Source organism: Sphingomonas longa (assembly GCF_016892685.1).
Lineage (GTDB): Bacteria > Pseudomonadota > Alphaproteobacteria > Sphingomonadales > Sphingomonadaceae > Sphingomonas > Sphingomonas longa.
In genome coordinates this window covers 1111371-1131638 of sequence record NZ_JAFEMC010000001.1, presented here as the reverse complement: position 1 = coordinate 1131638, position 20268 = coordinate 1111371, and the positions used below count along the sequence as shown (strand labels likewise).

At 65.5% G+C, this 20268-nt stretch carries 21 protein-coding genes; 17 read left to right on the top strand and 4 right to left on the bottom strand.

The features are described 5' to 3' along the window. Position 1: 1 nt before the first annotated feature. The 16 genes from ILT43_RS05535 to ILT43_RS05460 all read left to right on the top strand — a co-directional run bounded on the left by ILT43_RS05535 (position 2) and on the right by ILT43_RS05460 (position 14868). Positions 2–457 (top strand): hotdog domain-containing protein, encoded by a 456-nt coding sequence (locus tag ILT43_RS05535; protein ID WP_204195943.1) that lies wholly within the window; start codon positions 2–4, stop codon positions 455–457. A gap of 328 nt (positions 458–785) precedes the next feature. Next, positions 786–1907 carry a cell division protein ZapE gene (zapE, locus tag ILT43_RS05530; RefSeq protein WP_204195942.1) on the top strand — a complete coding sequence of 374 codons (1122 nt, stop codon included), beginning with the start codon at positions 786–788 and terminating at the stop codon, positions 1905–1907. Between the two features lie 66 nt (positions 1908–1973). Continuing rightward, positions 1974–2738: a DUF6973 domain-containing protein gene (locus tag ILT43_RS05525; protein ID WP_204195941.1), complete on the top strand. Its 765-nt coding sequence runs from the start codon at positions 1974–1976 to the stop codon at positions 2736–2738. A 92-nt stretch (positions 2739–2830) separates the two neighbouring features. After that, complete coding sequence (locus tag ILT43_RS05520; protein WP_204195940.1) at positions 2831–3106, top strand: hypothetical protein; 276 nt, start codon at positions 2831–2833, stop codon at positions 3104–3106. Positions 3107–3230: 124 nt separating this feature from the next. Beyond that, on the top strand, positions 3231–4193 hold the full coding sequence (gene mdh, locus ILT43_RS05515; RefSeq protein ID WP_204195939.1) for a malate dehydrogenase: 963 nt from the start codon (positions 3231–3233) through the stop codon (positions 4191–4193). A 51-nt stretch (positions 4194–4244) separates the two neighbouring features. Then, positions 4245–4553 (top strand): GIY-YIG nuclease family protein, encoded by a 309-nt coding sequence (locus ILT43_RS05510; protein ID WP_318293459.1) that lies wholly within the window; start codon positions 4245–4247, stop codon positions 4551–4553. 55 nt (positions 4554–4608) lie between these two features. Next, a complete protein-coding gene (gene sucD / locus ILT43_RS05505) occupies positions 4609–5493 on the top strand; it encodes a succinate--CoA ligase subunit alpha (RefSeq protein WP_055845745.1) in 885 nt (294 codons plus the stop codon). 78 nt (positions 5494–5571) lie between these two features. Then, the gene (locus tag ILT43_RS05500) at positions 5572–8541 is read left to right on the top strand and encodes a 2-oxoglutarate dehydrogenase E1 component (protein WP_204195938.1); all 2970 of its coding nucleotides are present in this window, start codon (positions 5572–5574) and stop codon (positions 8539–8541) included. Between the two features lie 54 nt (positions 8542–8595). Then, positions 8596–9810 carry a 2-oxoglutarate dehydrogenase complex dihydrolipoyllysine-residue succinyltransferase gene (gene odhB, locus ILT43_RS05495; protein WP_204195937.1) on the top strand — a complete coding sequence of 405 codons (1215 nt, stop codon included), beginning with the start codon at positions 8596–8598 and terminating at the stop codon, positions 9808–9810. Positions 9811–9817: 7 nt separating this feature from the next. After that, positions 9818–10060 (top strand): DUF433 domain-containing protein, encoded by a 243-nt coding sequence (locus ILT43_RS05490; protein WP_204195936.1) that lies wholly within the window; start codon positions 9818–9820, stop codon positions 10058–10060. Then, positions 10057–10449: a DUF5615 family PIN-like protein gene (locus tag ILT43_RS05485; protein ID WP_204195935.1), complete on the top strand. Its 393-nt coding sequence runs from the start codon at positions 10057–10059 to the stop codon at positions 10447–10449. Before ILT43_RS05490 ends, ILT43_RS05485 begins: the two co-directional genes overlap by 4 nt. Beyond that, on the top strand, positions 10421–11827 hold the full coding sequence (gene lpdA / locus ILT43_RS05480) for a dihydrolipoyl dehydrogenase (RefSeq protein ID WP_204195934.1): 1407 nt from the start codon (positions 10421–10423) through the stop codon (positions 11825–11827). The genes ILT43_RS05485 and lpdA overlap by 29 nt, the downstream gene beginning before the upstream one ends. A gap of 438 nt (positions 11828–12265) precedes the next feature. Next, complete coding sequence (locus tag ILT43_RS05475) at positions 12266–12577, top strand: hypothetical protein (protein WP_204195933.1); 312 nt, start codon at positions 12266–12268, stop codon at positions 12575–12577. 116 nt (positions 12578–12693) lie between these two features. Further along, a complete protein-coding gene (locus ILT43_RS05470) occupies positions 12694–13368 on the top strand; it encodes a DUF4893 domain-containing protein (RefSeq protein ID WP_204195932.1) in 675 nt (224 codons plus the stop codon). 350 nt (positions 13369–13718) lie between these two features. Beyond that, entirely contained in the window at positions 13719–14060 is a 342-nt protein-coding gene (locus ILT43_RS05465) for a hypothetical protein (protein WP_204195931.1), read from the top strand. Between the two features lie 166 nt (positions 14061–14226). Then, positions 14227–14868, top strand: coding sequence for a CPBP family intramembrane glutamic endopeptidase (locus ILT43_RS05460; protein ID WP_204195930.1), 642 nt, complete (start codon positions 14227–14229; stop codon positions 14866–14868). Between the two features lie 335 nt (positions 14869–15203). On the opposite strand, the gene ILT43_RS05455 is transcribed toward ILT43_RS05460, so the two are convergent. Further along, positions 15204–15596, bottom strand: a complete 393-nt coding sequence (locus tag ILT43_RS05455) for a hypothetical protein (protein WP_204195929.1) — start codon at positions 15594–15596, stop codon at positions 15204–15206. Positions 15597–15746: 150 nt separating this feature from the next. Here ILT43_RS05455 and uvrA point away from each other — a divergent pair, with 150 nt between their 5' ends. Then, positions 15747–18656, top strand: a complete 2910-nt coding sequence (gene uvrA / locus ILT43_RS05450) for an excinuclease ABC subunit UvrA (protein ID WP_204195928.1) — start codon at positions 15747–15749, stop codon at positions 18654–18656. A 20-nt stretch (positions 18657–18676) separates the two neighbouring features. On the opposite strand, the gene ILT43_RS05445 is transcribed toward uvrA, so the two are convergent. The 3 genes from ILT43_RS05445 to ILT43_RS05435 all read right to left on the bottom strand — a co-directional run bounded on the left by ILT43_RS05445 (position 18677) and on the right by ILT43_RS05435 (position 20243). Next, complete coding sequence (locus ILT43_RS05445; RefSeq protein ID WP_204195927.1) at positions 18677–19192, bottom strand: hypothetical protein; 516 nt, start codon at positions 19190–19192, stop codon at positions 18677–18679. A gap of 519 nt (positions 19193–19711) precedes the next feature. Further along, on the bottom strand, positions 19712–20011 hold the full coding sequence (locus tag ILT43_RS05440; RefSeq protein WP_204195926.1) for a BrnA antitoxin family protein: 300 nt from the start codon (positions 20009–20011) through the stop codon (positions 19712–19714). Then, positions 19971–20243 carry a BrnT family toxin gene (locus ILT43_RS05435; protein ID WP_204195925.1) on the bottom strand — a complete coding sequence of 91 codons (273 nt, stop codon included), beginning with the start codon at positions 20241–20243 and terminating at the stop codon, positions 19971–19973. Before ILT43_RS05435 ends, ILT43_RS05440 begins: the two co-directional genes overlap by 41 nt. Positions 20244–20268: the final 25 nt, after the last annotated feature.

Here is a 20268-nt window from a genome sequence, read left to right as displayed (position 1 = left end):
CGTGCACGAGCATTTCGTCGATGCCGAACTGCCGGGCGAGCCCGGCTGGCGAAGCTGGGACGCGGTCGACCGCACACGCTTTAACGCGCTGCTGGGGTCGATCGCCTACCGGGTCGAAGGGGAGGGACCGGCACGTCGCGCCCGCGTCCGCATGCATCCGGAGCGCCGGCATTCGAACCTCCGCGAGAGCGTCCACGGCGGCGCGATCCTCGCCTTCATCGATGTGGCGCTCTTCGCCGGCGCGCGCGCGTTCGGCTTGCTGGAGGCGGGTACGGCAGTGACGCTCGGCCTCGATACGCAGTTCATCGGTGGCGGCACGATCGGCGAGCCGCTCGATGCGGAGGTCGAGCTGCTGCGCGAGACGGGTCGCCTGCTGTTCCTGCGTGGTCTGGTGGTACAGGGCGAGACAAAGGTCGCGGCGTTTTCCGGGACGGTGCGCAAGCCGACGCTGCGCTAGTCGGACGGATCGGGTCGCGCGCTGGTTTCCCGGGATCGTTCGGGAAATCGCCACCGTCTCGGCTCCACAGTCGCTTCTCTGGACCGGCACTGACAGCGGGCACATCGCGCGGCGTGGTCGCCGGTCATGCCCGTTTCCCGCGAAGGGGGGAACCCAGTGGAGTTGTCGAAATGCTCGGGCGGGAGCACATCGTAAACCGCGGAGCAGCGGACGGCCTCGACTTCCGCCTCAATCGTCGTCAGTGCCCAGGCAAGGGCTGATCGCCCATGTCGAAATCCGTACCTCAAGCGCTCCCGTCAGGCGAGCGGACCCGAAGAAGCGAACCAGCATGCCCAACGTCCTCGCCGCCTATGACGCGCTCGTCGCTGCCGGCGAACTCCGCCCCGATGCGGCGCAGGCCGGTGGCGCGCGCCGCCTTGACGCGCTGGCCACCACGCTGGAGCATCCGCCGCAGACCGGCCTGTTCGCCCGGCTGACCGGCCGTCGCGCCGAAGCGCCGCGCGGCGTGTACCTGTGGGGCGATGTCGGGCGCGGCAAGTCGATGCTGATGGACTTGTTCTTCGAGCATCTGGACATCCCCATGAAGCGCCGCGTCCACTTCTCCGAATTCATGATCGAGGTTCACGGCCGCATCGCCGTCGAGCGGCGCAAGGAGGTTGGCGACCCGATCCTGCCCGTCGCCGCCGCCTTGGCCGAGGAGGCGCGTCTGCTCGCGTTCGACGAGATGATGGTCACGAACAGTCCCGACGCGATGATCCTGTCGCGGCTGTTCACGGCGATGATCGGCGCGGGGGTGACGATCGTCGCCACGTCCAACCGCGCCCCGAGCGACCTCTACCGGAACGGCCTCAACCGCGAGCATTTCCTGCCCTTCATAGCGCTGATCGAGCAGCGGCTGGACGTGCTGTCGCTGCGCGGTCCCGTCGATTATCGCCGCGACCGGCTGGGATCGCAGGACACATGGCTGGTGCCGAACGGTGCGGAGGCGACCGCCAACCTGTCGGCCGTCTTCTTCCGCCTGACCGACCACGAGGTGACGGAGCCGATCCCGTCGGAAGATCTGCCGGTGCAGGGCCGTACGCTGCGCGTCCCGAAGACGCTGAAGGGTGTCGCAGTGTTTTCGTTCAAGAAATTGTGCGGCGAGGCGAAAGGTGCGGCTGATTATCTCGCGATCGCCCGCCGCTACCACACGGTCATCCTCGTCGGTATTCCGAAGCTCGGCCCCGACAACCGCAACGAGGCCGCGCGCTTCGTTCAACTTATCGACGCGCTGTACGAACACAAGGTCAAGCTGCTCGCCGCCGCGGATGCCCAGCCCGACCAACTCTACCCCATAGGCGACGGGCGCTTCGAATTCGAACGCACCGTCAGCCGCCTCGAAGAGATGCGGTCGGATGAGTATCTGTGCGCCGGGCATGGCACGGATGCTGCGGTTCCCGTGGCGACCTAGTCGAAACGGCTATAGTGTCGTCGATCGTGGAAAGGCATCGAAGAGGGACCAACGCAGGAGATCGACATGCTTGTCGCCGAAGTGGGAGGAAGCCGTCCCGCCGCACCGCCGCCGGCCGATACGCGACCCGATCTGCGCGCGATCGAGCGCAACTATCAGGCCAGCGATGACAAGGTCGAAACGTGGAGCCCCAGTCTGTTCGGCATGATTCCGTTGGGTGGTCTCGGCGGATCGCGCGAACTGACCGCGACCGAGGGCAAGCTGCTCGACAATCTTACCCGCGATCGCGGTCTGCTCGGGTTGAAGGCGTTTTCGGACATCGCCGATCAGGCGTTTTCGGTATTGGCGGACCGCGTGCCACCCCCGACGACCATGCCCGCCTCGGTGGAACGACAGATCGCCGCGCTGCCCGCCGATCAGCAGGATGTCGCGCGCCGGGCATGGCCTTCGAACGACGGCCATACCGATGCCTTCCGGCATGCCTACTGGAACGCGACGCTGACCGCCGAGTTCGGCGAGTCGTGGACCGCCCAATTCACCACGGCGCATGAGGGACTGCCCGGCAACAGTGCGATGCGCGAGGCGATGGACCTCTACAACAACGAGGTGGGTCGGCAGATCGCGACCGACAATCCCGACGCTTCGCGCCAAGAGCTGGGCGATCTCGTCCTGCGCGCGCTGGACGAGGGTAAGCTGGTCGTGATCGATCGAAGCGGTCATCTTGCGTGGAGCGACGACGTCGCACGCGGCGACCACGGAATGACGCCATCAATCGCGGTGCCGGGGGCGATCGGCATCCCCAGGGGCGATGCGAGCGCAAACGGCTCGTGACGGCCCCGGGCGCTTCGAGCAGCGTGACCGGGTTCGCACGCTTCGCTATCGTCGCGCTGCTGGTCGCCGCAACACCAGCCTGTGGAGGGCAGATGAGCTTCGATAAGGATCGCTGGTCGCAGGAAAAAGGCAATTACGACGGCAAGAACGCGCGCGGCGCGATGGTCGGCGACCTTGCCGCTGCCGGCGTCTCTCCCGGCGCGACCAAAGAACGGGTCCGCGAATTGCTCGGCGAGCCCGATTCGACCGGGCCAGCAGCGGATGTCTACTATCTGGGCCGAAGCGCCTCAGGCCCGAGCTTCGAAACGTATCGCATCGCGTATGATCCTAAAGGGCTCGTCACCAGCGCCTCGCTCGCACGCACGTGATCTTAAAGATACTGCGAACCATTATCAAAGATTAACGGGAAGGTCGGTGTTTAGCGGTTGTGCCACCCCGCAGATGCGCCTATGCGGCTGATCCCATCACGCCTGTAGACCGGAAGAGGATTGGATGGCCCGCAAGAAGATCGCGCTGATCGGCGCCGGTAATATCGGCGGCACGCTCGCCCATCTCGCGGCCCTGAAGGGTCTCGGCGATATCGTCCTGTTCGACGTGGTCGAGGGCGTGCCGCAGGGCAAGGCGCTCGATCTATCGCAGTGCGCGCCCGTCGAAGGCTTCGACGCGGAGATCAAGGGCTCGAACGATTACGCCGACATCGCCGGCGCGGACGTCATCATCGTCACTGCCGGTGTCGCCCGCAAGCCGGGGATGAGCCGCGACGACCTGCTCGGCATCAACCTGAAGGTGATGAAGGCGGTCGGCGAGGGTATCAAGAACAACGCCCCCGACGCGTTCGTGATCTGCATCACCAACCCGCTCGATGCGATGGTCTGGGCGCTGCGCGAGTTTTCCGGCCTGCCGACGCACAAGGTCGTCGGCATGGCGGGCGTGCTCGACTCGGCGCGCTTCAGCCACTTCATCGCCGACGAGTTCAAGGTGTCGGTGAAGGACGTCTCGACCTTCGTGCTCGGCGGCCACGGCGACACGATGGTCCCGGTCGTCCAGTACTCGACCGTCGCGGGCATCCCCGTCCCCGACCTCATCAAGATGGGCAAGTCGACGCAGGAGAAGATCGACGCGATCGTCAAGCGCACGCGCGGCGGCGGCGGCGAGATCGTCGGCCTGCTGAAGACCGGCTCGGCCTATTACGCGCCCGCAACCAGCGGCATCGCAATGGCGGAGGCGTATCTGTTCGATCAGAAGCGCCTGCTGCCCTGCGCCGCCTATGTCGACGGCCAGTACGGGCTGGACGGCCTGTATGTCGGCGTGCCCGTCGTGATCGGTGCCGGCGGCGTCGAGCAGATCGTCGAGATCGCGCTCGACGATGAGGCCAAGGGCAATTTCCAGGTGTCGGTCGATGCGGTCAAGGAACTGCTGGTGGCTTGCAAGGGGATCGATGGGTCGTTGAACTAACCCGAACCCGGAGGGGCTTACCACCCCGGCGAAGGCCGGGGTCCAGTTTGGGTGAAGGACGTGATGGAAGGGCCAGCCTTTGTCTACATCATGGCCAGCGGCCGGTACGGTACGCTCTACTTGGGTTCGACGGTGAACCTCTTGAAGCGGATTTGGGAACATCGAAACGGTGTCGTTCCTGGCTTCACCAAGCGTTATGATTGCAAGCTGCTCGTCTGGTACGAGGCGTGTGGCGAGTGGGAAACGGCAAGGCAGCGCGAGCTGCAGATGAAAGGGTGGAAGCGAGACTGGAAAGTGCGAGAGATCGAAGGGCTGAACCCCGACTGGGCCGACCTGTACGACCGTATCGCTCTACCATGATCGTCTTCCCGACTGGACCCCGGCCTTCGCCGGGGTGGACAGGATTGGAGATCAAATGAGCATCCTCGTCGACCGCAATACCAAGGTCATCACCCAGGGCATGACCGGCGAGACCGGCAGCTTCCATACCAAGGCGGCGCTGGAATACGGCACGCAGATGGTCGGCGGCGTCACGCCGGGGAAGGGCGGCACCGAGCATCTCGGCCTGCCCGTCTACAACACCGTCGCCGAGGCGAAGGCGAAGACCGGCGCGACCGCGTCGGTGATCTACGTGCCGCCCCCCTTCGCGGCGGATTCGATCCTCGAGGCGATCGACGCCGAGATCCCGCTGATCGTCACGATCACCGAAGGCATTCCGGTCCTCGACATGGTCCGCGTCAAGCGCGCGCTGTCGGGATCGAAGTCGCGCCTGATCGGCCCGAACTGCCCCGGCGTGCTGACCCCCGGCCAGTGCAAGATCGGCATCATGCCCGGTTCGATCTTCAAGCAGGGCTCGGTCGGCGTCGTCTCGCGCTCCGGCACGCTGACCTATGAGGCGGTGTTCCAGACCTCGAACGCCGGCCTGGGTCAGACGACCGCGGTCGGCATCGGCGGCGATCCGGTCAACGGCACCAACTTCATCGACGTGCTGGAACTCTTCCTCGCGGACGAGGCGACGCAGTCGATCATCATGATCGGCGAGATCGGCGGCGATGCCGAGGAGCAGGCGGCGCAATTCCTGATCGACGAGGCCAAGCGTGGCCGCAAGAAGCCGATGGCCGGCTTCATCGCGGGTCGCACTGCGCCTCCGGGTCGTCGCATGGGCCATGCCGGCGCGATCGTGTCGGGCGGCAAGGGCGATGCCGAGAGCAAGATCGCGGCGATGGAAGCCGCCGGGATCAAGGTCGCGGCGTCTCCGTCGGAGCTGGGCTCGACCCTGCTGGAAGTATTGAACGGCTGAACCGGGCTGTGTCCCCGCGCAGGCGGGGACCCGGTGCCGGGCTCCCGCCTGCGCGGGAGCGCACAAGAGGACAGATACATGGGCTACGAAGGCCAGGATTTCAGCGACATCGCCTCGGGCGTCAGCCCGGCGTTCATCGAGGGCTTGTACGCCAAGTACCAGTCCTCGCCCGGCGATGTCGAACCCGGCTGGCGCACCTTCTTCGAGGGGCTGGAGAACGGCGCGCAGGGCCCGAGCTGGCAGAGCGCCCGTTGGCCGCTGACCAGCACGGACGATCTGACCGCCGCGCTCGATCCGACGCAGATGGAGCCCGCGCCGAAGCCCGCAAAGGGCGGCAAGCCCGCCGCCGCCGCTCCGGCCGCCGCCGCGCCGTCGAAGGACGACATCGTCAAGGCGGCGGGCGACGCGATCCGCGCGCAGCTGCTGATCCGCACCTACCGGGTCCGCGGCCATCTCGCCGCCAATCTCGATCCGCTCGGCCTGTCCAAGCGCGAGATGCCCGATGACCTGAAGACCGAATATTACGGTTTCTCCGACGCCGATCTCGATCGCCCGATCTATCTGGGCGGCACGATGGGCTTCGACTGGGCGACCGTCCGCCAGCTCGTCGACACGCTGCGCAAGAATTACTGCGGCAATGTCGGCCTCGAGTTCATGCACATCGTCGATGTCGAGGAGCGCCGCTTCCTGCAGGAGCGGATGGAGGGCCAGGACAAGGCGATCGACTTCACGCCTGAGGGCAAGAAGGCGATCCTGACCAAGGTCGTCGAGGCGGAGCAGTGGGAGAAGTTTCTCGGCCGCAAGTATGTCGGCACGAAGCGTTTTGGGCTCGATGGCGGCGAAAGCATGATTCCCGCGCTTGAAAGCATCATCAAGTACGGCGGCCAGATGGGCGTCAACGAGATCGTGTTCGGCATGGCGCATCGCGGCCGGCTGAACGTCCTCGCCAACGTCATGGCGAAGCCGCTGCGCGTGATCTTCCACGAATTCGCGGGCGGTTCGGCCAACCCCGACGACATTGGTGGCTCGGGCGACGTGAAGTACCACCTCGGCACCTCCACCGACCGTCAGTTCGACGGGCACAAGGTGCACATGTCGCTGGTCGCCAACCCGTCGCATCTGGAGGCGGCGGATCCCGTCGTCCTCGGCAAGACGCGTGCGATCCAGACGATCGCCGGCGATCTGAAGGATCACACCGGCGCGCTGCCCGTGCTGATCCACGGTGACGCGGCGTTCGCGGGGCAGGGGATCGTCTGGGAATGCCTCGGCTTCTCGGGCATTCGCGGCTACAACACCGGCGGCTGCGTCCACTTCATCATCAACAACCAGATCGGCTTCACGACCAGCCCGCAATTCGCGCGCTCGTCACCCTATCCGTCGGACGTTGCCAAGGGTGTTCAAGCGCCGATCTTCCACGTCAACGGCGACGATCCGGAGGCCGTGACTTTCGCAACGAAGATGGCGATGGAGTTCCGCCAGACCTTCCACCGCGACATCGTCATCGACATGTGGTGCTACCGCCGCTTCGGTCACAATGAGGGCGACGAACCGTCCTTCACCCAGCCGCTGATGTACAAGGCGATCAAGGATCACGCGCCGGTCAGCGAGATCTACGCCAAGCGCCTCGTCGGCGAGGGCGTCGTCGATCAGGCGTGGGTGGACGAGCAGGTCAGCCGCCACGTCACGCTGCTGGAAGGCGAGTTCGAGGCGGGCGCGTCGTACAAGCCCAACAAGGCGGACTGGTTCGCGGGTCGCTGGTCCGGCCTGTCGGCACCTGCCGAGGGCGAGTCCAGCCGTCGTAATATCGAAACCGGCCTGTCGACCAAGCTGTTCGATTCGCTCGGCCGCACGCTGACGACGATCCCCGACAGCATCCAGGTCCACAAGACGCTGAGCCGCGTGCTCGACGCCAAGCGGCAGATGTTCGCGACCGGCAGCAACTTCGACTGGGCGACCGGCGAGGCGCTGGCGTTCGGATCGCTGCTGTCGGAGGGATACGGCGTTCGCCTGTCGGGTCAGGATTCGGGCCGCGGGACCTTCTCGCAGCGTCACGCGGTGTGGATCGACCAGACCGACGAACACAAGTTCGTGCCGCTTCAGGGTATCGAGCACGGCCGGTTCGAGGTGCTGGACAGCCCGCTGTCCGAATATGGCGTGCTCGGCTTCGAATATGGCTATGCGCTGGCCGATCCGAAGACGCTGGTCCTGTGGGAGGCGCAGTTCGGCGACTTCGTCAACGGCGCGCAGATCATGATCGACCAGTTCATCGCGTCGGGCGAGGCGAAGTGGCTGCGCGCCAACGGGCTCGTCATGCTGCTGCCGCACGGATACGAAGGGCAGGGTCCGGAGCATTCGTCGGCCCGGCCGGAACGCTTCCTGCAACTGTGCGCGGGCGACAATATGCAGGTCGCGAACTGCACCACGCCGGCCAATTACTTCCATCTGCTGCGCCGGCAGATGCATCGCAATTTCCGCAAGCCCCTGATCGTGATGACGCCCAAGTCGCTGCTCCGCCACAAGCTGGCGGTGTCGACGGCGGCGGAGTTCCAGGGCGACACCCACTTCAAGCGTATCCTGTCCGACACCAACGGTGCTCCGGATGCGACGACGAAGCGGCTGGTGCTGTGCACCGGCAAGGTCGCCTACGACCTGATCGAGGCGCGGGACGCGGCCGGCGATACGGAGACGCAGATCGTCCGCGTCGAGCAATTGTATCCGTTCCCCGGCGACGCTTTGGCGACGCGGGTGGCGCGGATGCCGAACCTCGAAGAGGTGATCTGGGCGCAGGAAGAGCCGAAGAACCAGGGCTATTGGTTCTTCGTCGAACCGCTGATCGAGGAGTCGCTGGGCAAGGCGAACGCGACGGTCCGCCGTGCGCGTTACGCCGGCCGTACCGCCGCCGCATCGCCCGCCACCGGCCTGATGAAGCGTCACCAGACCGAGCAGGGGGCGCTGGTCGCCGACGCGCTCGGCCATTCGGTTCGCGACGAGATTCGCCGCAGCCGTGATGCCGAGACGACGAAGAAGGCCGGCAAGGCCGCAAGCTAAACCACCCAGTACTGGGCTCCCGTCCTGTCGGGGGCACAACGAAGGCAGAAGATCATGGCAACCGAAGTTCTGGTCCCCGTTCTGGGCGAATCGATCACCGAAGCGACGCTCGGCGAGTGGCTGAAGCAGCCGGGCGACAAGGTCGCCGCCGACGAGCCGATCGCGTCGCTGGAAACCGACAAGGTCTCCGTCGAGGTGCCGTCGCCGGTCGCCGGCGTGATGGGCCAGCACGCGGTATCGGTCGGCGATACGGTGCAGGTCGGCGCGATGATCGCGACGATCGACTCGGGTGACGGCGCCGCCGCTGCCCCGGCGCCGGCCGCCGCACCTGCCGCCGCCCCGACCCCCGCCGCCGCTCCCGAGCCCGAAACCACCGGCGACACCCCCGCTGCTTTGTCGCCGTCGGTGCGCCGTGCGGTGCTGGAGCACGGCGTCGATCCCGCGACGATCAAGGGCACCGGCAAGGACGGCCGCCTGACCAAGGAAGACGTCGCCGCCGCCGCCTCGTCCAAGCCAGCGACGACGTCGGCTCCGGCCGCGCCCGCCGCCGCGGCTCCGGCGACGGGCGGCCGTAAGGAAGAGCGCGTCAAGATGACGCGTCTCCGCCAGACGATCGCCAAGCGCCTGAAGGAGGCGCAGAACACCGCCGCGATGCTGACGACGTTCAACGACGTCGACATGACCGCGGTGATCGAGGCGCGTGCGAAGTACAAGGATCTGTTCGAGAAGAAGCACGGCGTCCGCCTCGGCTTCATGGGCTTCTTCGTGAAGGCCGCCACGATGGCCCTGAAGGACATCCCGTCGGTCAACGCCTCGATCGAGGGCGACGAGATCGTCTATCATGATTACGCCGACATCTCGGTCGCGGTGTCCTCCCCCGGCGGCCTCGTCGTCCCCGTCATCCGCGACGCGCAGGACCTGTCGGTCGCAGGCATCGAGAAGACGATCGGCGATTTCGGCAAGCGCGCCAAGGAAGGCGCGCTCAAGATGGACGAGATGAAGGGCGGCACCTTCACAATCTCGAACGGCGGCGTCTTCGGCTCGCTGATGTCGACCCCGATCATCAACCCGCCGCAGTCGGCGGTGCTCGGCCTTCACCGCATCGAGGATCGCCCGGTCGTCGTGAACGGACAGGTCGTGGTGCGACCGATGATGTACCTCGCGCTCAGCTACGACCACCGCCTGATCGACGGGCGCGAGGCGGTGACGTTCCTCGTCGCGCTGAAAAATGCTATCGAGGACCCGACCCGCATCCTGATCGACCTGTGAGGTAGCGATGAACTGGCGCGATCACATCTACTCGAACCCGGACATCCGGTCCGGTCGGCCGATATTTCGCGGCACGCGGATCAAGGTCGATTTCGTGTTGGAATTGATTGCCGCCGGTTGGAGTGCCGAACAGATGGCAATTGAGTATCCGGAGATAGAACCGCATCATCCTCAAGCCGCTGCGGCCTTCGCCGTCGAATTGATGCGGGATGAGGATTACGTCGCGATCGGGCAGGCCAAGGCGGCTTGAGGCTGCTGCTTGATGTCCACATCGGCCTCAGCATGACGCATGCGCTTCAGGCGGCGGGGCATGACGTCGTTCGTGCCGGTAGCGACTTCGGACTGTGGTCAGATGTCCGGTTGCTGGCATGGGCTTGCGACCAGAAGCGCGTGCTGATTACCGAAGACAGCGACTTTTCCGATCTGGTATTCGTGGACGGTCATCCGGCACCGCCTGCGATCGTCTACCTCCGGAGTGGCGCGAGAGCGTTGCCCGATTTGCGCGGGACGGTCTGCGAGGTTCTCGCACTGGACCGTCTGCTTGCCCATATCGTTGTTATAGGGCCGACCAGCGTTCGCTATCGGCCATTTCCTGGGACGAGTGAAAACCATGTCAGACGAACAGCAGTACGACTATGACGTCCTCGTGATCGGCTCCGGCCCCGGCGGGTACGTCGCGGCAATTCGCGCCGCGCAGCTCGGCCTGCGCACGGCGTGTGCGGAGAGCCGCGAGACGCTGGGCGGCACCTGCCTCAACGTCGGTTGCATCCCGTCCAAGGCCCTGCTGCACGCGTCGGAACTGTATGCCGAAGCGACCGGTGGCCACCTCGCCAAGTTCGGCGTCGACATCCAGGGCGCGACGCTCAACCTCGACCAGATGCACGCCGAGAAGGCGAAGGCGGTCAAGGAACTGACCGGCGGCATCGAATTCCTGTTCAAGAAGAACAAGGTGACGTGGCTGAAGGGCCGCGCCGCGTTTCAGGACGGCCATACCGTCAAGGTCGGCGACCAGACCGTCACGGCGAGGGACATCGTCATCGCCACCGGCTCGTCGGTCACCCCGCTGCCCGGCGTCGAGGTCGACCAGAAGGTCGTCGTCGACTCCACTGGCGCGCTCGCGCTGCCGAAGGTGCCGGAGCATCTGGTCGTTATCGGCGGCGGCGTCATCGGCCTCGAACTCGGCAGCGTCTGGAAGCGGCTCGGCGCCAAGGTCACCGTCGTCGAGTATGTCGATCAGATCCTGCCCGGCTTCGATGGCGAAGTCCGCAAGGAATCGGCCAAGCTGTTCAAGAAGCAGGGCTTCGAGCTGATGACCTCGACCAAGGTCACCGGCGTCGCCGTGAACGGCGACCGCGCCACCGTGTCGATCGAGCCGGCCGCGGGCGGGGAGGGCACCACGCTCGACGCCGATGCGGTGCTCGTCGCGATCGGTCGCAGGCCCAACATCGACGGTCTGAACCTGGAAGCCGCGGGCGTGCAACTGACCCAGCGCGGTCAGGTCGGCATCGACCACGACTTCCGCACCAACGTCGCCGGCATCTGGGCGATCGGTGACGTCGCCCCCGGCCTGATGCTCGCGCACAAGGCCGAGGACGAGGGCGTTGCGGTCGCGGAGAACATCGCCGGCCAGACCGGGATCGTGAACCACGACGTGATCCCCTCGGTCGTCTACACGATGCCCGAAATCGCCGGCGTCGGCCTGTCCGAGGAAGCCGCGAAGGAAAAGGCCGGCGAGATCAAGGTCGGCAAGTTCCCCTTCGCCGCCAACAGCCGCGCCAAGACCAACCGCGACACCGACGGCTTCGTGAAGGTCATCGCCGACGCCAAGTCGGACCGCGTTCTGGGCGTCTGGATCATCTCCTCGCTCGCCGGCACCATGATCGCGCAGGCCGCACAGGCGATGGAGTTCGGCGCCACGTCGGAGGATATCGCCTACACCTGCCACGCGCATCCGACACACGCCGAAGCGCTCAAGGAAGCGGCGATGGCCGTGCAGGGGAAGCCGATCCATATCTGAGCCGCAGCCGGGCGCAGCGCAGCAGCGCCGCGCCCGCGGCCAGATCGGCCGGCGGCGCTGCGAGCGCCGACCGACGGCACGGCTTCGCCGTGACCAGCCGCAACGGGAGTGCGCGTGGCGCACTCTCGCGAAGGCCGGCCGGCGGCGCTGGGAGCGCCGACCGACGGCACGGCTTCGCCGTGACGCCCCTTCTTCACCCAGCGCCCGTGGCGAGCCGTTCTGCTCGAAGGCTCGCCGTCATGCCTGCCCGCTCCCGGCACCCACGGTTCAACAAGACCGAAGCCCGCCAAGTTCGCAGCTCATGCGATGCCGGAACCAGCGTCGCCCAACGACCCCTCATGCATAACTCCAGCCTCCAACAGCGCAGCATTGGCAAGAACGCGGCATCCGAACGTTACGACACGACCCCACAATCCGCCCCGCCAGCATCGCTCAAAAATGAAACTCCGCACCACGCTCGAAGCCGACTGGCTCCATCTCACCCGCACGACGCTCCCGGCGTTGGCGAAGGACCGTAGCTGGCCGGTCAGCGCCGATCATTGTTTCCAGCGCATCCTGCTCGACAATGCGTGCGGCGGCCCGTGGTACGACCACGTCAACGGCCGTCCTGCCTATCGCCACATCGACGCGGATCGCCTCGTCGCCGCGACACGCCTGGGCAACGACGCGGCAGAAGGGACCGCCGACCTCCACGCCCTCAACCGCGCCTCCCTCGCTTGGCGTGGCAAGCGGCGTCCACCGACCGCCTGACCGGGCTCGGTTCGCCGCACGGACGAACGACGTTTACTTTTCGTTAACCAGCTGCATTTACCTTTCGTCAACGAACCACCGGCCACCTGTTGATACCCCCGAAGGAGCCTCGCGCCATGAACCGCGTAGCCGTGACGATCGCGCTCGCCCTGCCGCTCTCCGCCGTGTCTCTGGGTGGATGCGCGCATCGGCCTCGCGCGACGGGGGCGCTGGAGCCCACGCCCCCGCAGCCACAGGGCTGGCGCGCGCTGGCGACGGCGGAGGACCAGGCCCGTCTCGACGCGCTGCCGCAGCGATGGGCGGAGGCGAAGACCCGCATCACCCGCCGTTACGCCGCCAAGGTCACTGCGGAGGGTGCGCTGCTCGATCCCGCCGCCGCATTGCCGCTGCCCGCGCTGCCGCCGGGACCGTACCGATGCCGTCTCGTCCGGCTCGGCGGGCCCGCGCCGATCGCCAGCTTCAAGCCCGATTTCTGCTACATCGAGGGTGATGCGAAGGGCGTCGCCTTCACCAAGGTCGACGGCGCCAACCTGCCCGGCGGCTGGCTGTTCGAGGATGGCGCGACCCGTCAGGTCCTTCTCGGCGGCACCCGATCTCATCCGACGCAGCAATCCCCCGGTTACGGCACCGATCCGACCCGCGACGTCGCCGGCATCGTCGAACGCGTCGGCCCATTCCGCTGGCGCCTCGTCCTGCCCAAGGCGGGCAGGGGCGCACTGCTCGACATCTACGAACTCGTCCCCGTCCCGCCCGCCGTTCCCGGTGCGACGCCAGCGGTGGCGGGGAAATAGGGACCGTGACGCCGTCGGCCCGTCGCCCCGTCGCCGTTGCCGGGAGCGGCAGGCGGTACGACGTTCCTGCGCCGGGAAGAACGAGGGCTCTCCGGCGTTTCCGGCTTCGCCCGTTCTGCCGGACTGGACATCCATCGATCAGCGAACGATTGCAGGAACACGCTTCGGGCAAACAGCTGCCGCGATAGCGGCGAGCGTCGCGGATCCTCGACCGTGCGGTGGATCGCTCCCGGCTTGGGAAGGCGGGTTTCGGCTAACGCCCAAACGTGGGACGTTCAGCCACACCGAAGGCGTTCCTATTTGCTGCCTCTCTGTCTGCGGAGTAGTTCACTCCGCACGGAGGGCAGCAGATGAAATGTGAAAGTATCGCGGAGAGCCTGTCCGTCGAAGATGGCGTGGTGCAAATTGCATTCGACTTGGCTGGGTCACCCGCTGTCTACCTTATCCTGTCGAAGCCGCGTGACGTCGGCGCTAAACACGAGTTCTTCGGCGAGGATCATTACGCTGAAGTGCAAGATCAGATCTACGGCGGATATGGAGTAATTGAGGTGCTTGAGATCGACGATGCCTTTCGATTTCACATCCGATTGAAGGCCGGCGTTCCGGGCGTCGGCAGATACCTCACAATCATTAGCCGCACGGCAATGCCCGATGGAGTCATGAACGAGTTGCGGACCTTGGAGAGGCGCTGAACACCAGACTTGCCGTTCCCGAAACAGCATCCCAGTCGCGACGGCGCTCGCCGTCTCGATCGCGGTTCCTTTACGGAAGGACGTTTCACGCCCCGCCCCGCAAATTGCTAATTTACTATAGAAGGGCCATTCGCCAATGAGTCACGATAGGAGCGGTGTCTGAGACATGGTAGATATCGCGCTGGCAGTGCTGCTGTTGATCGGCATTCCTATGCAGGTAGTCTGGCGGGAACGATCCGGTATTAGTCGCTCCCGCATCGCGCGTTACCGTTCGGCAATTTTCATCATCGCAGGCTGTCTGACCGTTTTGGCCTTGCAATGGAGCGTCACAACCAGAAGTACATCCTTATTAGGATTGAAAGTTCCACCCACAAAATTGGGATGGATTTGCCTAATTGGTGCGGTATTGTTTCTGGCGGTTTCAGGTGTGGCCGCTCGGCGCGAAAATAAAGTGATCGCTGAAGATGCTGACGATCCGTTTCCCCAAACGACAGTCGAGCGTGGAAGCTATGTTCTGTTCGCATTTGCGGCGGGGTTGGGCTGGGAAATTTTGTATCGGGGATTCCTGCTGTGGTTCTTGACGCCGCTATTCGGGATCGTTGCGGCCATAGGAGTGGCAGCCCTTGCCTACGGTGTCGCGCATGGCGTTAAAGATCGCCGCCTGCTGATGGCGAGCATCACATCTGCTCTTGTATTCACCACAGCTTTCGCGGTGACGCACGAACTTTGGTGGCTCATGCTAATCCATACTGGATTGCCGCTGATAGCTTTGACAACGTCTCCGCGAGCGACAGTCGTGAACCCGTAAATCCAGCCGTCCCGATCCACCATTCTTTTCGGGGAAGGGCAGCCGCCGCTCGATGTCCGCTACCGCTACCCGCGTCTCGGAAAACGGTCAGGCCGCTATTCACCGAACCCAGAAGTTCCCAGAACATCTACCTTCGAGAGCGACGCGTGAGTCGGTCGAATTGGCGGGGTCCCCCGCAGCAGCGGCACGTCAGGTGGGACAGAAATCAGCCCGAATATCCGATCCCCGTCCTGCCTTGGCGAGTCGAACGCCACGCGGCGGACCTAATCGCTTCAACCACGCTTGGCACGAACGGACAAGGCGGAGTCGCCGGACAGCCGTCCCCGCGAGCGCCGTCAAGCCTTCTTCCCCCCGAACAACCTCCCGAGCACCTGCTCCGCCGCCTGCGTCAGCGCGTCGGCGATCACCTGCGGGTCGGGCGTGCGCTGGGTGCCCTGGGGCGTGCCCTGTGGCGGCGGCGAGGGCGGGGTCGGGGGCGCCGCCGGCTCCGGCGCGGCAGCAGCCTCGGCCGCCTTCGTCCGCTCGCGTCCGGCATTGACGATCGCCGCGCTGGCCGCCGCCGCCGCCATCGTCAGTCCGGCGGTCAGCACCTCGCGCCCGGCCGGCGTGTTCGCCTGCGCCAGCAGCGCTTCGCCCCGGTCGAGCAAGGCCTCGCCCTTCTGTCGCAATTCCTTGGGCAGCTTCACGCCGCCGATCCGCTTGGGAATGCGTTTGGCCTTCTTCGTCATGCTCGGCTCCACTGGTGTCGTGTAGATATAAGACACGTCCGCGGCCTGTCATCCCCCCGTCGCTACCCCTCGCAACTCGCGCGCCTCGACCCTAACTCACCGCAAAGCCCCATCTAGCCCTTCGCGCAGAACGGAAGTAGAACGCCTGATATGCTGACCAAAATTTCCGTCCGCGGCGCGCGCGAGCACAATCTGAAGGATGTCAGCGTCGACATCCCCCGCGACACGCTGACCGTCATCACCGGCCTGTCGGGGTCGGGCAAGTCCTCGCTCGCGTTCGACACGATCTATGCGGAGGGGCAGCGTCGCTACGTCGAATCGCTGTCCGCCTATGCTCGCCAGTTCCTGGAACTGATGCAGAAGCCCGACGTCGACCATATCGAGGGCTTGAGCCCGGCGATCTCGATCGAGCAGAAGACGACCTCGCGCAATCCGCGCTCGACGGTCGCGACGGTCACCGAGATCTACGATTACATGCGGCTTCTGTGGGCGCGCGTCGGCGTTCCCTACAGCCCCGCCACGGGGGAGCCGATCGCCGCGCAGACCGTGTCGCAGATGGTCGACCGCGTCATGACCCTGCCAGAAGGAACGCGCCTGCTGCTGCTCGCCCCCGTCGTGCGCGGCCGCAAGGGCGAGTATCGCAAGGAGCTGGCGGAGTGGCAGAAGGCCGGCTTCACCCGCGTCCGCATCGACGGTCAGGTGCATGAGATCGAGGACGCTCCCGCGCTCGACAAGAAGTACAAGCACGACATCGAGGTCGTGGTCGACCGCCTCGTCGTGCGCGAGGATATCGCCACGCGCCTCGCCGACAGTTTCGAGACCGCGCTGAAGCTCGCCGACGGCCTCGCGTATGTCGATCCCGCCGACCCGGTCGAGCCGCGCACCCCTGAAAGCGTCGTGCTGGGCGACCACGCGCCCCCCGGCCGCATCGTGTTCTCGGAAAAGTTCGCCTGCCCGGTCAGCGGCTTCACGATCGCGGAGATCGAGCCGCGCCTGTTCTCGTTCAACGCCCCGCAGGGTGCGTGCCCGGCCTGCGACGGCCTGGGCGAGAAGATGATCTTCGACGAGGACCTCGTCGTCCCCAACCACGCGCTGTCGATCAAGAAGGGCGCGGTCGTGCCCTGGGCCAAGTCCAACCCGCCATCCCCCTATTACATGCAGGTGCTGGGCAGCCTCGCGAAGGCGTTCGACTTCGCGATGGACACGCCGTGGAGCGACCTGCCCGAGGATGTCCGCGCCCAGATCCTGCACGGCACCCGCGGCAAGCCCGTCACGCTGACCTTCGTCGACGGCAAGAAGAAGTACGACGTCAACAAGCCGTTCGAGGGCGTGATCGGCAACCTCAACCGCCGCCTGCTCCAGACCGAGAGCGCGTGGATGCGGGAGGAGCTGACCAAATACCAGTCGTCTCGCCCGTGCGAGACCTGCCACGGCGCCCGCCTCAAGCCAGAGGCGCTGGCGGTCAAGGTCGCGATGCGGGACATCAGCTACGCCACGCACCTGTCCGTGGTCGACGCGCTCCAGTTCTTCACCGACCTGCCGACGCATCTCGGCGACCAGCAGCGCGCGATCGCCGAGCGCATCCTGAAGGAAATCGTCGAGCGGCTCGGCTTCCTCAACAATGTCGGCCTCGATTATCTGAACCTCGACCGCACCAGCGGCACGCTGTCCGGCGGCGAAAGCCAGCGCATCCGCCTCGCGTCGCAGATCGGCAGCGGCCTGTCCGGCGTCCTCTACGTCCTCGACGAGCCGTCGATCGGCCTGCACCAGCGCGACAACGACATGCTGCTCGCCACGCTGCGCCGCCTGCGCGATCTCGGCAACACCGTGCTGGTCGTGGAGCATGACGAGGACGCGATCCGCACCGCCGACTACGTCATCGACATGGGGCCGGGCGCGGGCGTCCACGGCGGCGAGATCGTCGCGCAGGGCACGCTCAAGCAACTGCTGAAGTCGAAGACCAGCATCACCGCCGACTATCTCAACGGCACGCGCATGGTCCCGCTCCCGGCCAAGCGCCGCAAGGGCACCGGCAAGAAGCTGACCGTCCACAACGCCACCGCCAACAACCTGACCGGCGTCACCGAGTCGATCCCGCTCGGCACCTTCACCTGCATCACCGGCGTCAGCGGGTCGGGCAAGTCCAGCTTCACGATCGACACGCTGTTCGCCGCCGCCGCGCGCCAGCTCAACGGCGCGCGCATCCTCGCGGGCAAGCACGACAGGATCACCGGGCTGGAGCATCTCGACAAGGTCATCGACATCGACCAGTCGCCGATCGGCCGCACCCCGCGCTCCAACCCCGCCACCTATACGGGCAGCTTCACGCAGATCCGCGACTGGTTCGCCGGCCTGCCCGAAAGCCTCGCGCGCGGGTACAAGCCCGGCCGCTTCAGCTTCAACGTCAAGGGCGGCCGGTGCGAGGCGTGCCAGGGCGACGGCGTGCTCAAGATCGAGATGCACTTCCTCCCCGACGTCTACGTCACCTGCGACGTCTGCCACGGCGCGCGCTACAACCGCGAGACGCTGGAGGTGAAGTTCAAGGGGCACAGCATCGCCGACGTGCTCGACATGACGGTCGAGGACGCCGCCGAGTTCTTCAAGGCCGTGCCGCCGATCCGCGAAAAGATGGCGATGCTGGTCGAGGTCGGCCTCGGCTACGTCAAGGTCGGGCAACAGGCGACCACCCTGTCCGGCGGCGAGGCGCAGCGCGTCAAGCTCGCCAAGGAACTCGCCCGCCGCGCGACCGGCAACACGCTCTACATCCTCGACGAACCGACCACCGGCCTCCATTTCGAGGATGTCCGCAAACTGCTCGAAGTCCTTCACGCGCTGGTCGAGCAAGGCAACACCGTCGTAGTGATCGAACACAACCTCGACGTCATCAAGACCGCCGACTGGATCGTCGACCTCGGCCCCGAAGGCGGCGTCAAGGGCGGCGAGATCGTCGCCGTCGGCACCCCCGAACAGGTAGTGAAGGAACCCCGCAGCTACACGGGCAAGTACCTGACGCCGCTGTTGAAGGGCGGGGCGGGCAGCGAGGCGGTGGCGGCGGAGTGAGATGAACGCCGCCAAAGCGGCTATGGTTTCGCCATAACGCGCTGACGGGCAACTATGTCTGCATCGGCACCGAGGGTGTAGAGATAGCGCCTGCGCTCGTCGGACCCCCTCTTCAACCTCGTCAGCGCGCGTCGCTGATCGTCCGAGAGCGCAAACCGCACATATCCATTCGCCTTCAGGCAAGCGTCGACGCGCGATTGCAGTTCGTTCTGCAATGCGTCGACCTTGCGTTCCGGCGAATACATCCGCTTCAGACGAACCTGTCTATCGGCGCGGACGAGGTTCGGATCGTCGCTTTGCGGCACGGGCATCGGGGGCATATTGTTCTCCCGGTCCAGCACCTCGAATCCTGCAACATAGGCTTTGGCGCTCGGATCGGCTGACACATCCGCCGTTGCGACCGGCCGGCTGCATTCGAGCGCGCTGCGTTCGAAGTTCTGCTGAGTGACCCCCGGTTTGCCCCAACTGAAGACCGGATTCTTGGTGGCGGGGGCGGGAGCAATCATGGCGGCAAGAGCGACAATGCTGAAAATCATCCGAAACTCCGCTGATGTCGCGCTCGCCTAGCCAGGTTTCTATTGAAGGTTACTCGCCCCGGACGCACCCATTTTGACGCTGGCAGTTGTAGTACGCGGCGTCCGCCTGCTGATAGCACCATAGATTGCTGTTGTAGCGATAGTAGCACTCATGCCGCGCGTTAAGATAGGCATGCTCGCAGCGTCCGCACTGGGACTGGGCAAATGCCGGCGACGCCACCATCGAGATAAGGGAATAGGCTATTCCACAGATTATTTTGCGCGAACTTAGACCCATGGCCATCTCTCCCGTTAAGCGGTCACATCCCATGGCCGCGGAAGCGATGCTATCAGAACACGGCGCTTCCAAGCAGCCGGATTGGTCCGATCCGGGGGCAATACTTCGAATGGGCGGCGACGACCCGGGTGGCGGAGGATCGCCACGCCTCTGGCGATGATAGCCGGCATTCGCCCGATCACCGGTCCATTCACCAACCGGATCGAGATACCGGCCGTCCTCCTCGCCGGACAGCGATATTCCTAAAGCCCCACCACCCGTCGCAACGCCTCGTTGATCCGCCCCTGCCACCCCGGACCGCTTTCACGAAACCGCTCCACCACGTCCGGGTCCAGCCGCAAGGTCACCTGTTGCTTCGCGCGGCCTCGTTGCGCGGGGCGTCCGCGCACCACGCCGGTCTTGCCCAGATACCCCGTGGCAGTCCGCACGACTTCACCGCCGACACTGAACTCCGCGGCGTCGAACATGGCGTCGGTCCATTCCGGCGCATCGTCGGCGGGATCAAGCGAGCCGACTGCGGAGCCGGGATTGTTCTCGGTCATTGGCCTTCCTCATCGACACTATGCGCCGCCCGGTGCCCGTCTCGCACCAGATGACGACCACCATCCGCTCGCCGAGCAGCCCGATGGTCGAGAACCGCCGCTCCGGATAATCGAAGCGGACATCCTCGAACTCGAACACCGGTCCGTCGAAAACGCGACCGGCTTCTGCGAAGTCCAGTCCGCGCTCCGCAAGCGTCGCTGCACGCTTGGCAGGATCGAAACTGATCTCCACTAGAAATATGTAACTACGTAAATCG